The 12993-nt window shown below is 66.0% G+C and carries 11 protein-coding genes; 6 read left to right on the top strand and 5 right to left on the bottom strand.

All coding sequences use genetic code 11. The features are described 5' to 3' along the window. The first annotated feature begins 71 nt into the window (after positions 1-71). Both NF551_RS08960 and NF551_RS08965 read left to right on the top strand, forming a co-directional pair. Positions 72-914, top strand: a complete 843-nt coding sequence (locus NF551_RS08960; RefSeq protein ID WP_227895776.1) for a DUF3097 domain-containing protein — start codon at positions 72-74, stop codon at positions 912-914. A gap of 152 nt (positions 915-1066) precedes the next feature. Beyond that, positions 1067-1495, top strand: coding sequence for a DUF4870 domain-containing protein (locus tag NF551_RS08965; RefSeq protein WP_227895775.1), 429 nt, complete (start codon positions 1067-1069; stop codon positions 1493-1495). Positions 1496-1615: 120 nt separating this feature from the next. Here NF551_RS08965 and hemW read toward each other — a convergent pair whose 3' ends face one another. Both hemW and lepA read right to left on the bottom strand, forming a co-directional pair. Next, the gene (gene hemW, locus NF551_RS08970; RefSeq protein ID WP_227895774.1) at positions 1616-2845 is read right to left on the bottom strand and encodes a radical SAM family heme chaperone HemW; all 1230 of its coding nucleotides are present in this window, start codon (positions 2843-2845) and stop codon (positions 1616-1618) included. Beyond that, positions 2842-4695, bottom strand: coding sequence for a translation elongation factor 4 (gene lepA, locus NF551_RS08975; RefSeq protein WP_227895773.1), 1854 nt, complete (start codon positions 4693-4695; stop codon positions 2842-2844). Before lepA ends, hemW begins: the two co-directional genes overlap by 4 nt. Positions 4696-4891: 196 nt before the next feature. On the opposite strand from lepA, the gene NF551_RS08980 reads away from it, so the two are divergent. The 3 genes from NF551_RS08980 to NF551_RS08990 all read left to right on the top strand — a co-directional run bounded on the left by NF551_RS08980 (position 4892) and on the right by NF551_RS08990 (position 7002). Further along, positions 4892-5443 carry a type II toxin-antitoxin system PemK/MazF family toxin gene (locus NF551_RS08980; RefSeq protein WP_227895772.1) on the top strand — a complete coding sequence of 184 codons (552 nt, stop codon included), beginning with the start codon at positions 4892-4894 and terminating at the stop codon, positions 5441-5443. 199 nt (positions 5444-5642) lie between these two features. Then, positions 5643-5903 carry a 30S ribosomal protein S20 gene (gene rpsT, locus NF551_RS08985; protein WP_227895771.1) on the top strand — a complete coding sequence of 87 codons (261 nt, stop codon included), beginning with the start codon at positions 5643-5645 and terminating at the stop codon, positions 5901-5903. A gap of 115 nt (positions 5904-6018) precedes the next feature. Next, positions 6019-7002 (top strand): Rossmann-fold NAD(P)-binding domain-containing protein, encoded by a 984-nt coding sequence (locus NF551_RS08990; protein WP_227895770.1) that lies wholly within the window; start codon positions 6019-6021, stop codon positions 7000-7002. A gap of 39 nt (positions 7003-7041) precedes the next feature. On the opposite strand, the gene NF551_RS08995 is transcribed toward NF551_RS08990, so the two are convergent. Next, complete coding sequence (locus NF551_RS08995) at positions 7042-7701, bottom strand: pentapeptide repeat-containing protein (RefSeq protein WP_227895769.1); 660 nt, start codon at positions 7699-7701, stop codon at positions 7042-7044. 23 nt (positions 7702-7724) lie between these two features. Further along, entirely contained in the window at positions 7725-8744 is a 1020-nt protein-coding gene (holA, locus tag NF551_RS09000; RefSeq protein ID WP_227895768.1) for a DNA polymerase III subunit delta, read from the bottom strand. 298 nt (positions 8745-9042) lie between these two features. Between holA and NF551_RS09005 the strand changes: the two genes are divergently transcribed. Beyond that, positions 9043-10401: a TetR/AcrR family transcriptional regulator gene (locus NF551_RS09005; protein WP_227895767.1), complete on the top strand. Its 1359-nt coding sequence runs from the start codon at positions 9043-9045 to the stop codon at positions 10399-10401. Positions 10402-10437: 36 nt separating this feature from the next. On the opposite strand, the gene NF551_RS09010 is transcribed toward NF551_RS09005, so the two are convergent. Further along, on the bottom strand, positions 10438-12969 hold the full coding sequence (locus tag NF551_RS09010; protein WP_227895766.1) for a ComEC/Rec2 family competence protein: 2532 nt from the start codon (positions 12967-12969) through the stop codon (positions 10438-10440). Positions 12970-12993: the final 24 nt, after the last annotated feature.

Genomic DNA, 12993 nt, shown 5'->3' on the forward strand with positions numbered 1-12993 from the left:
GCTAGCATTGAATCTCCCGTGCCTGCGAGACCGCCGGCGCTCCGCCCCGTGTCCAGGAACGAGGAAACCCCGTGCCGAACTTTGAATGGGGACCGAGGGATATCTCTGCCCCGGTCCGGAAAGCGCTCCGGCAGGTCGGCGCCGAGAAGGGCCTTGTGCTGGAAGATGTCCAAACCGGCTGGGTAGGCGCCGTCCTGCGGACGGAAAAGTCCGGGGGCCTGTACCTCATGGTGCTTGAAGACGCCCGGGGTCGCACTAAATCCTTTGAACTGGGTTTCGGCTTCCTCCTTGAAGGCGAACCCGTGGAAGTGGTTCCGGCAGTAAAGTCCTCAGCCCCGACAGTGCAGCGAACGGCGTCCGGCTCGGTCGCCGTCGCGAACCAGCGGGCCCGGACCGCGCGGGCCAGCCGCATCTGGGTTGAGGGCAAACACGACGCTGAGCTGGTGGAAAAAGTCTGGGGAGACGATCTGCGCGTTGAAGGCATCGTCGTCGAGCCCCTCCACGGCGTGGATGACCTGGCTGCGGCGGTGCGGGACTTCTCCCCCGGGCCAGGACGGCGGCTGGGAATCCTGGTGGACCACCTGGTGCCGGGGTCAAAGGAATCCAGGATCGCGGCCGCAGCGATGGCCGTTCCCGGTGCGGCAGCGAACGTCCTGATCGTTGGCCATCCCTACGTAGACGTCTGGCAGGCGATCAAACCCCACGTCATCGGTCTGCAGGCCTGGCCCGTGGTCCCGCGTTCGGAAGACTGGAAGACCGGCATCCTGAAAGGACTCGGCTGGCCGCACCGTGATCACACCGACGTCGCCATGGGCTGGAAGAAACTCCTGGGCGCCGTGCGGACCTATGCGGATCTGGAGCCGACCCTCCTGGGGCGGGTCGAAGAGGTCATCGATTTCCTCACCGTGCCCTAGCGCGACAGCCGTCCGCGGCGCTCTCCGCCCGCTGCGGCGCTCCGCCGCAGGTGTGTTTGCCTGTGTACGCCGCTGAACCCAGTACCCTTGATGAACAACAGGTACCCGTGGGTGCGAACCCTGCGTCATCTGAGAGTTAAAGGAATGCAACTGTGTCCAACACACGCCAGAACCATCCGCAGCGACCGGAAAACCACGGTTCCCCAGCGCGCCCGGACTACCAGGGTGCACCCGCCAATGCCCTTCCGCTGACTGCTTCCGAAGACCGTCAGTGGGCCACGCTGTCCCATTTCGGCGGCATCCTGGGCTTTGTGCCGTCCCTCATCATTTACCTGGTCTTCCGCGACCGCGGCCCGTTCACTGCGCAGGAATCCAAGGAAGCGCTGAACTTTACCCTGCCTCCCACCATCCTGGCGCTGGTGGCCTGGCTGCTGTCCTTCATCCCCGTCGTGGGCGGCTTTTTCGCGGTCTTCAATGCCCTTATCTGGATTGCCGTCGCCGTGGCTTCGGTCATTGCGGGCATCGAATGCAACCGCGGGCGTCCGTACCGCTACCGCTTCAACCTGCGCCGGATCCGCTGACGCATCCAGCGCTGACGGCTCCGGCCGCGCACTAAAAGACCCACCGCACCAAAAAGACCCGCCGTCCCTTGAGGGGACGGCGGGTCTTTGCGTTGGGCGGGCGGGCCGTGTTGGGCGGGCTTAGGGCAGCAGGCGGCGCACGACGGCGTCAGCCAGCAGGCGCCCCTTCAGCGTCAGCAGGACGGTTCCGGCTATGGCCGCCCGGGGATCAACCAAGCCGTCGGCGATGAGTCCGGCCACCGCAAGGCGGCCCTCCGGGCGCAGCCGGTCACGGGAAATTCCTTCGGCAAGCCGGGCGCGGAGCATGACGTCTTCGAGGTAACGGGTGTCCGCATCCAACGTTTCCCGGCCGACTGCAGGGGATTCCCCCGCCGCGATCCGGCCTGCGTAGGCAGTGGGGTGCTTTGCGTTCCACCAGCGGATACCGCCGACGTGCGAGTGTGCACCGGGACCTACACCCCACCAGTCATCGCTGCGCCAGTACGCCATGTTGTGCCGGCATTCATCCGACGGCGTCCGCGCCCAGTTGCTGACCTCGTACCAGCCGAGTCCAGCTGCTCCGAAGAGTTCATCGGCCAGCAGGTATTTGTCCGCATGGTCGTCGTCGTCGATGGGCGGAATCTCGCCGCGGCGGATCCGTGCCGCCAGCTTGGTGCCGTCTTCGATGATCAGGGCATAGGCCGAAATATGGTCCGGTTCGTAGCTGAGCGCTTCCTCAACGGAGTGTTTCCAGTCAGCCAGGGACTCCCCCGGTGTGCCGTAGATCAGGTCCACGCTCACCTTGAGGCCGGCGTCGCGCGCCCACTTCACGGCCTGCGGCACCCGCGACGGCGTGTGCGTCCGGTCCAGGACCGCCAGCACATGAGGGACGGCGGACTGCATCCCGAAGGACACCCGGGTGAATCCGGCGGCAGCGAGCAGTTGCAGCGATTCCGGCGTGACTGAATCCGGATTGGCTTCGGTGGTCACTTCGGCGCCCGGGGCGAGTCCCCACTGTTCGACGGCGGTGCCAAGGATGGCTGCCAGGTCTTCGGCCGGCAGCAGGGTCGGTGTTCCTCCGCCGAAGAAGACAGTTTCGATCGGCCGGTGCGGAACGCCGGAGGCCTTCAGGGCACCGGCGGCGAAACGCACTTCCTGCTGCGCCGTCGCCGCGTACTCAACCTGCGAGGCACCTCCGCCAAGTTCCGTGGCGGTGTAGGTGTTGAAATCGCAGTAGCCGCAGCGGACGGCGCAGAACGGGATATGGACGTAGAGACCGAACCGGCGCCCGGCTGCCTCGGTGGCAGCCTGGGCCGGCAGGATTCCGTCCTTTGGCGCGGGATCCCCGAGGGGCAATGCGCTGGGAGTCACTTCTTGGATTTGTCCTTGGACTCGTCGGAGGACAGTGCGGCGACGAAGGCTTCCTGGGGAACCTCGACGCGACCCACCATCTTCATCCGCTTCTTGCCTTCCTTCTGCTTCTCCAGCAGCTTGCGCTTACGGCTGATATCGCCGCCGTAGCACTTGGCAAGCACGTCCTTGCGGATGGCCCTGATGGATTCACGCGCAATGATCCGCGAGCCGATGGCGGCCTGGATCGGCACCTCGAACTGCTGCCTCGGGATCAGCTCCCGGAGCTTTCCGGTCATCATGACGCCGTAGGAGTAGGCCTTGTCCTTATGGGTGATGGAGCTGAAAGCATCCACCTGCTCACCCTGGAGCAGGATGTCCACCTTGACCAGGTCGGCCACCTGATCGCCGTCGGCCTTCCAGTCCAGCGAGGCATAACCGCGTGTCTTGGACTTCAGGATGTCGAAGAAGTCGAAGACGATTTCGGCCAGCGGCAGGCGGTACCGGATCTCGACCCGGTCCTCAGAGAGATAGTCCATGCCGCCCAGGACGCCGCGGCGGGCCTGGCACAGCTCCATGATGGCGCCAACGAATTCGTTCGGTGCCAGGATGGTCGCGGACACCATCGGCTCGCGGACCTCTTTGATCTTGCCTTCCGGGTACTCGCTCGGGTTGGTCACTGTGACCACCTTGTTGTCCTCGAGCGTCACCTCGTACTCCACGTTCGGTGCGGTGGAGATGAGGTCCAGGTTGTACTCGCGCTCGAGCCGTTCGCGGGTGATTTCCAGGTGCAGCAGGCCAAGGAAACCCACACGGAAACCGAAGCCCAGTGCCGCCGAGGTCTCGGGTTCGTATACCAGCGCGGCGTCGTTGAGCATCAGTTTTTCCAGCGCATCGCGCAGCACCGGATAGTCGGCGCCGTCGATCGGGTAAAGCCCCGAGAACACCATTGGCTTGGGATCGGCGTAGCCGGGCAGCGATTCGGCTGCCGGTTTGGCGAGGTTGGTGACCGTGTCACCAACCTTGGAGAGCCGGACGTCCTTCACGCCGGTGATGAGGTAACCCACCTCGCCGACACCCAGGCCCTTGGAGGGTGTGGGTTCCGGCGAGCTGACACCGATTTCCAGCAGTTCGTGGCTGGCGCGGGTGGACATCATCTGCACGCGTTCGCGGGGCGAGAGCTTGCCGTCAACCACGCGAACGTACGTGACCACGCCGCGGTAGGTGTCGTAGACCGAATCGAAGATCATGGCGCGTGCCGGTGCGTTGGGGTCGCCGACCGGTGCGGGAATGTCACGGACGATCTGGTCCAGCAGGGCTTCAACGCCGACGCCGGTCTTGCCGGAGACCTTCAGCACGTCCGCCGGATCACCGCCGATCAGGTGCGCCAGCTCCTCGGCGTACTTTTCCGGCTGCGCTGCCGGGAGGTCGATCTTATTCAGGACCGGAATGATGGTGAGGTCGTTCTCCATCGCCAGGTAGAGGTTGGCCAGCGTCTGGGCCTCGATGCCCTGGGCGGCGTCGACCAGAAGCACTGCACCCTCACAGGCTGCCAGTGACCGGGACACCTCGTAAGTGAAGTCCACGTGGCCCGGGGTGTCGATCATGTTCAGGGCGTAGGACGTGTCGTCCAGTTCCCAGGGCATCCGCACGGCCTGGGACTTGATGGTGATCCCGCGTTCGCGTTCGATGTCCATGCGGTCCAGGTACTGCGCCTTCATGTCGCGCTGCTGGACAACCCCGGTGAGCTGGAGCATGCGGTCAGCCAGGGTGGACTTGCCATGGTCGATATGGGCGATGATGCAGAAGTTCCTGATGATCGCCGGATCCGTCGCGGCAGGCACCGGTGAGAAGCGGGCCAGAGGTGACACTGTGGCGGTTCCTTTACTGTTTGCGCCGGCCGTCCATAAACCCCGCACTGCAGCTGTTGTGCTGCCCGGAGGGCGGGTTGTCCTGGACCTTGCGCAGGGATTGTTCGGAGTGGATTCGTTTCTAAGTTAACAGTCTCCCACGTTTGGCCTGCCGGTCCCGAACTCCGGCGCAGGCCGTGAAGCCTAAGATGCAGGCATGGCTTTTTCCTCCCGAAACCTCCTCGGACTCGCCCGCATGGCACTGCGGGCAGCACGGCACCTTTCCCCCGGTCCGACCCGCCCGGCACCGCCCGCCCCGACCTCCCGCCGCGTGCCGGCTTCGGCGCCGGTACAGGCCTCCACCAGCGCCGCCCGGAGTGGACCCGGTGATTACCAGGGCCCGCTCTCCCCCGTCTACGACCCCCACCCGGACGGGAGGCCCGATCCCGGTGAGGTGGTCTGGGCCTGGGTCCCGTACGAAGATGATCCGAGCCAGGGCAAGGACCGTCCGGTGCTTCTCATCGGCCGGCACGGGGAGAAGCTGCTGGCGCTGATGATGACCACGCGGGACCGCAACAACTCGGCGGAAACTGATCCGGACTACCTCGACATCGGATCCGGCCCGTGGGACAGCCGTGGCCGTCCCAGCGAAGTGAAGCTCGACCGGGTCCTGCAGCTGGACCCGTCAGCGATCCGGCGGCAGGGCGCCGTCGTCGACCGTGCAGTGTTCGGGAAAGTGGCTGCACGCCTCGCCGCGCGTCGCCGATAGCTTTCCTCCGTCCGGAGCCGGACTGCTGTGCGGATCACGCATCCGCGCCAAAGTTCTGCTAACATTTATTGCTGTGTGTCCGCGCAGGTCGACGGGCACTTCAGGCCGGGCGCCATTACGGTATCCCCACGCCGCTCAGTCAATGTCTGGTCTGAAATTCCCTCACCGACCAAGTCCGCAATACAAAGAGAGTTTATAAGTGGCCAATATTAAGTCCCAGAAGAAGCGCATCCTCACCAACGAGAAGGCGCGCCAGCGCAACAACTCGGTGAAGTCCGAGCTGAAGACGCTGATCCGCAACGTGGATACCGCTGTCACCGCTGCTGACAAGGATGCCGCTCAGGCAGCACTCCAGGCTGCTACCCGCAAGCTGGACAAGGCTGTCAGCAAGGGCGTTATCCACAAGAACAACGCGGCTAACCGCAAGTCGGCCATCTCCAAGAAGGTCAACGCGCTCTAAGCGGTGAATTCTTAGTCTTACCAGTGTGGCCGGTCCTTCGGGGCCGGCCACACTGCTTTAAAGTCGTGCACAACCCGCCTCCCCCACCTCAGTCCCGCAGTGCTTTACTGGCTCCATGCGCAGAGTACTGATTCTCGGAGGGACAGCCTGGCTCGGCCGGGAAATCGCCCGGCAGCTGCTGGACCGGGGCGACGCCGTAACGTGCCTCTCCAGCGGCACCTCGGGAACCCCGCCCGCCGGCGCTGAACTCATTGTTAGGGACCGCCTGCTGCCGGACGCTTACACGGAAGTGGAAGGCCAGCCATGGGACGAAGTGATCGAACTGGCGTACGAGGCCACGCTTGTCTCCGGCGCGTTGCGGGCACTCGGCCCGACGGCAGCCCACTGGACACTCGTATCCTCCGTCTCTGTCTACGCTGACGATTCGGTTCCCGGCGCGGATGAGTCTGCCGCGCTGGTGGAGTCCGTCGGGGCGGAAGACTATGCCCAGGCAAAAGCCGCCGCTGAGCGTCTCAGTTCCCAGGCGCTCGGGGACCGGCTGCTGATCATCCGGCCCGGGCTCCTTGCCGGAGCGGGAGATCCGAGCGACCGCTTTGGCTACTGGCCGGCCCGCTTCGCGCTGGCCGGCAGTGGTCCGGTCCTGGTGCCGGAACTCGATGAATTCTCGGTGCAGGTCCTGGAGGCCGGTGACCTGGCGTCCTGGCTGGCAGCTGCGGGGGCCCGCGGACTGACCGGGGTATTCAACGCCACGGGAGACAGCCACCCGTTTCGCGAAGTCCTGGAGCTCGCTGCCGAAGCCGCCGGTTTCAGCGGTGAAATGATCATCGCGCCGGAGGCCTGGCTGCTGGGCAGGAACGTAAGGTACTGGTCGGGACCGAGGTCGCTGCCGCTGTGGCTGCCCGCGGCCGACGCCGGCTTTGCCCTGCGCAGCAACAGCGCTTTCCACGCTGAGGGCGGAGAGCCGGCACTGCTCAGCCACACGCTGGACCGGGTCCTGCAGGACGAGAGGGACCGCGGACTGGACCGGCCCCGCAGCTCCGGGCTCAGCCGCGCCGAAGAGCTGGAACTGCTGGGGATGCTGGCCTCGGAGCACAGCTGAAACCATCAGCCGGCGGGGCCCTGCGGCTCTACGCCCGCGTTAGCCCTCCACCCTGATCCCCAGATGGTCGGCAAGCATGGCTGCCATCTCTTCCAGCTGCAGCGCGCTGAGAGTTGCGCCGCGGAGGAACCCAACGCCGGAGATGCCGCGGATCGCTGCCCCTCGGAGATCAACATGTTCAAGGACTGCCTGGTCCAGCACCAGGGTGTCGATCCGGGAGCCTTCAAAAGAGGCACGGGTGAGTTTGGCTCCGCTGAGATCGAGTTCTCCGATGACGCAGTCGTTAAAGGACACGTCCCTGAGCACCGATCCGCGCAGGTTCAGGAAATCGAGTTTGCTGCCGGAAATGCGGACTGAATTCCATTGCGAGGAGAAGGCCTCGGCGGAACCTATGCGGGAGCCCTCAACGGCGGCGTCGCGAAGAACCAGGCCGGGCGCGGTGAGGACGGGGGCGTTGAACCGCTCGATCCTGGTATCCAGGAACCGGGCATTCCGAAGACTGGCCTCGTGTCCATAGATGCTGACCAGCTCACACTCGCTGAAGGAAATGCCGTCAAGGACGCGTCCGCTGAGGTCACCGCCGGTGTAGCTCTCGCCGTCGTAACGCCCGTGCGGCCGGAGCCCCTCTGGATCGCCCGCTTCCAGCACGGGAAGGGTGATGCGGCCAATTCGCGGAGCGGCAAGTGCTTTCCCAGCCATGGTGTCCTTCGTTTGGGGCTGCGCTACCGGCCGGAGGCAGCCAGTGCGATGACGGTGACGGCACGCTCGACGGCGTACACCGGGTCCCGGCCGGCGCCTTTGACCTGCGCATCGGCTTCAGCCAGCACCTGGACAGCCCTAATGAGGGACTCGGAGGAGAACCGCTGGGCGTCCCGCCGGGCCTGATCCACCTGCCAGGGCGCCATGCCAAGGTCCTTGGCGAGCGATGCGGAGGAACCGCGGAGGTCCGCGACCCTGGCAACGCCGCGGACCTTCATGGCCAGTGCCGCCACCAGCGGAACGGGATCCACGCCCGTGGCCAGGGCGTGGCGCAGCATGGACAGGGCTGCGCCCGCGCGCCCGGCCAGTGCGGCGTCGGCCACTTTGAAGGCCGTAGCTTCAACCCGGCCGCCGTAGTACTTTTCGACCGTCTCTTCGGTGATCTCGCCGGGTGCATCGTTTATGAGCTGCTGGCACGCGGCCGCCAACTCGGAAAGGCTGGAACCGACCGCACTGACCAGGGCCCGCACAGCCCCGGCGTCGATTCGCCGCTTGGCAGTGCGGAATTCCTGAGTGACGAAGTCAGCCTTGTCCGCATCCTTCTTGAACGGCTGGCAGTCGATAACCGGAGACTTGGCCGCTTTCACGGCATCGAGCAGCTTCTTGCCGCGGTTGCCGCCCGAGTGGTGGAGGACTAAGACGGTGTCAGGTGCGGGATCCCGAAGGTAGGCCAGCGTGTCAATGAGGAATTCCTCGCTCATGTGGGCCAAGTTGCTGGCTTCGATGAGCTTGGCTTCACCAAAAAGCGAAGGGCTGGCAATCAGCGTGAGTTCCCCGGCAGTGTAAGCAGCGGCGTCGACCCGGATGACCTCGGTGTCAGGTGCCTGGCTGCGCTGCTGCAGCCGGATGTTCTCCATGGCGCGTCCGGCCAGGTATTCCTCCGGTCCGGTGAGCAGGACAACCGGTGCCGGAGCAGCCTGCCGCCAGGAGACTGTCCCCGCCGCCGGCTTCGCGGAAGACTTCTTGGGTACGGCCGGATTCACGGATGCACTGCTCCTGAACTGGGAACGGGGAGGGTCACTCCCAAGATTGCCATGCGGCACGCCCGGGACCAACTCTCAGCAGCGTCGTTTCAACCACACGTCGGCCGAAGCGCGGGCCGCTGGCCGGGCGGTGGCCGGCCGGTCCCGGCACTGCGGCCACGCCCGGGTCGGATTACCGGGAAGCACGCCCGGCTCGGATTACCGGGAAGTCCGGATAAACTCGGGTGGGGCCAAATCCTGGACACCATCCACTCAGCCTGCTTTTATGTCCGGGCCGCCCCCCGGCTAAGGTAGCGAAGTGATTGAGAGGAACGCGATGGGCAAGGCCGCAGACGGACATCCTGTTTCGGCACGCGTGCGCCGGCGGAAGGCGACGGACCAGGCCATCGCCGCCGCCGCCGTGGAAGCCGCCCTCGAACTTGGTTTTGACCGCGTCACGGTCGAAATGATCTGCTCGGCTGCAGGTGTTTCGCGAAGCACCTTTTTCAACTACTACTCGTCGCGGGATGCTGCGATTATCGGGCGAACCATCGCCGCACCCACCCCGGAGCAGACAGACCGCGCAATGTCGGGGCATCCGGGCTCCCCTGTCGATGGCCTGCTGGACCTGGTGGTCCCGGCCGTAGCGAGCTTCGCCACCGGTCCCGAACTCCGCACCGCCCGTGCGCGGCTGCTGGCTGGGCAGCCCGCCGCCCTCCGTCAGTATTCGGCCGGACTGATCCTGGTGCAGAACAACCTGACCGAAGCTGCGGAGGCCTGGCTCACCGCGCATCCCGAGTCAGCACGGCTGCCCGGCAGGCCGCGCGTTGAAGCGACCCTGGCGGTCACTGCTGTCTATGCAGCCATGCAGGCGGTGACCGGTGGCTGGAGCATCCCGCTGCGCGAGGTCCCGGACCCGCTGGCAGCCTGCCATTGCGTCATCGAGTCCCTGCGGACGCTGGTCGGCCTGCGGGAGCCCACCCCTCCCGGTCCTGCGGAAATCCTAAAGCTTCCGGTGCCGGCGGAGGAGGTGCCGGCCACGGGCCTGCGCGAGCGTAAACGCCGCGACACGGAGAGCCGCCTTGAACTCGCGGCAGTGCGGTTTGCCCTCGAGCGCGGTTTTGCGGGAGTGACGGTAGACGAGATTTGCCGGGAGGCGGTGGTCTCCCGCAGCACTTTCTTCAATTACTTCCCGGCCCGGGAAGCTGCGATCGTTGGCCGGCCTCTCGAAGTTCTCACCGGCGCCGCAGCGGCGGATGTGCTCGCTCCGCACGGCAACGATCTTCCGACGGGCGTGTTCGCACTCATGGCCGAGTCTTTGATGCGGGCCAGGGTGAATCCCGACGTGGCCCGCCTGCGCACTGAACTGGCGCTCAAGGAGCAGGCTGCACGTGATGCGGGGACCGCCACGCTCGTCGACGCCGGGGAAGCGCTTATGAACGTTGTGCGAGACTGGCTCATCGCCAATCCGCAGCATGCCCGGCTTCCGGGCCAGCCTGCAGCTGAAGCAGTGCTTGCTTCGAATGCGGCCTACGCCGGAGTCTCGGTTCTTCGTGCCGGCTGGCTCGCAGTTGCCGGGGATCCGGAAGCAAGTGCAGCGACGTTCGCAGCCGCCATGGACGACCTGCGTACCGTTCTCGAAGACCGCGCGCCGGACAATACCGCGGAATCTGCCTGACCTCCTCGCCCGGCACGGCCGGACTATCCGGCCTTCTCACCGCAGTTCCTCAACCACCAGCCGGGCATCGGCCAGTCGCAGGATGAACGTACCCAGGTCGTCTGTCCTGACGACGGCGCTGCCGGACGCCTCCAGTCCTGCAAGGGTTTCCGGTGCCGGATGACCGTACGTGTTGTCTTCGCCGACGGAGATCAACGCCAATGGAGCCCGTACCGCCGCCGGCACCGCTGTTCCGCCGTTGCGGGCGCCGTGGTGGGCCACCTTGAGGACGTGGACTTGCGTCCGGCCCAATATGTCGTTAGAACGCAGCATCCGCGCGGCGGCCTCCTCCTCAATATCGCCGGTGAACAGAAGGTTTATCCCCGCTGTCCTGACCAGCAGCACGGCACTGGCGTCGTTTTCAGATGGCAGTGGTGCCTGACCCGCCCGGCCCGCAGGAGGCGGCCACAGGACCTCCCAGCGCACGCTGCCGGATTCCCCCAGCATCCCCTGCTCCAGCCGCAGGGCCTGGAGCCCATGGGCAGCAGCGATCCGGCCAATCTCCGGAGGGGTCTGGCGCTCCGCCGACGAAAAAGCCAGTTCCCTCAGCAGCCGGTCCTGGCCTGCACCGGCTGCTCCCCCATAGTGATCCGCGTGGACGTGGCTGATCACGAGCAGGTCTACGGTGTCTACGTCCAGCAGGTCCAGGCAGGCATCAAGGGCAGCGGGGTCCGGGCCGGCGTCGACCAGAACGGCTGACCGCGGTCCGGACCGCAGGGCCAGGGCATCACCCTGCCCTACGTCGCAGGCCGCAGCCACCCAGTCATGAGGCACCGGTGCGGAGGAATCCGGCTGGCACCGCATCACCAGGAACACCACGGCCAGCAGCAAGGCTGCCCCGGCCCAAGCCCGTTTCCTAAACCCTGGTGCTCCTGTTTCTGTCCTTCCTCCTGCTCCTGTCTTTCCTGATGCTCCTCCCGCGGTGCGGCGCCCGTACGGTGTGCTTCCCGCCGTCCGGACCAGGCGGAACATACCAGCTGCCAGCCCAGCACTGGCGGCTGCCATGGCTGCCGCACCGCCCGGTCCGGACATCCAGGGGAGCAGCGCCCCGGGTGCTTCGGCAAAAAACCGTGCAACGGCCGCAACCCACCCCGCCCCCGCACCGGCGGTCCACACCAACGGCAGTGCCAGCCCGGGGAGAACGTGAGCAACAACGACCGCGGCCATACCGAGGACCGTGACCAGCGGCACCGCGGGCGCCGCAGCCATATTGGCCGGCAATGAGTACATCGGTACCTGGGGCTGCAGCAGGACAAGCACAGGGGCGCACGCCACTTGCGCCGCCAGCGGGATCGCAGCGAGCACCGCAACCGGGTGGGGCAGGAACCGTTCCAAGGCAGCAGAGAAAACCGGTCCGAGAACGACGAGGCCGGCGGTCGCGCAGACGGAGAGGATGAAGGCATAGCTGCCGCTAAGCCACGGATCGACAACCAGCAGGATGGCGGCACACAGGCAGAGGAGCGAGGCGGGCATTTTTCCGCGTCCGCTCAGCACGGCGGCCGTTCCAATGGTTCCCATAACGGCTGCCCTGAGCACGCTGGCATCGGGGCGGACGATGAGGACAAACGCTGCCAGTGCGCCCAGCCCTGCAGCCGCCGCCCAGAACCTGGACAGTTTCAGCATGCGTGCCAGCAGGAAAACAAACGCCAGGAGATAACTGCAGTTCGCACCTGAGACCGCCGTGAGGTGAGTGAGCCCGGTGTCCTTCATGGCAGCAGCCAGGTCCTCTGGGAGGGAGGCCCTGTCCCCCAGCACCATGCCCGGCAGCAGGCCGGCGGCATCTGTTTCACCCAGGCCGGCCGCGTGCGCGGCAAAGTTGGTGCGCAGGCCGGAAGCAACTCCGTACAGCCCGCTGGCCGGGACCACGTCAGGAGCCTGCCCCGCCCGCAGGAGAGCGGCAGCCCGGTCTCCGGGCCGCGCGGCCTGCAGCTGGCCGGAGGTGGTGAACGTGTCGCCAAGCCGAATCCCGGCGTAAGTGTCGCCGCCAATTACCAGGACGGGTGCTGCGGCGCCTGATCTCGTCCCTTCCCGGGTGAAACTGAGCAGCATCCCTTCCACGAGATAGCGTGCTTTTCCGCTGAAGCGGTCGGGGGTGCCGGCACGTGCATCGGAAAGTGCCCGGAACTCTCCGGAGATCACCGCTTCCCGGTCAATTGCTTCCCCTACGGGTCCTGCCGTCCGGTCGATCAGGCTGGTCCCGGCGCTCATGGACACCAGAACTGCCACGGCAACGGGCGGAAGCAGCATCGACAGCACCGCCCTCGCTCCCCTGCGCCGGCGGGGTTCATCCCCTGTGGCAGAGGCCGCATGCCGCGCGTGGAGAACGGCAGCAGCGGCCAGCACCACCACCAGCAGCGTCATCGCTGCGACAACTGCGGGGAGAAGGAAGGACGCAGGTAACCGGATCGCCACCGCTGCAGCCACCCACGCAGTTCCAGCCACGGGTACCAGCCGAAGTTCGATCAGCCGCGGCGGAACATCCGCCTTAGGATCCCTGTCCTTGTCCCTGTCCCGAAAGACGGCTGCCACCAGTGTTCCTGTTGCCTTGCCCCA

It is taken from the genome of Arthrobacter caoxuetaonis (assembly GCF_023921125.1).
GTDB classification, from domain to species: domain Bacteria; phylum Actinomycetota; class Actinomycetes; order Actinomycetales; family Micrococcaceae; genus Arthrobacter_B; species Arthrobacter_B caoxuetaonis.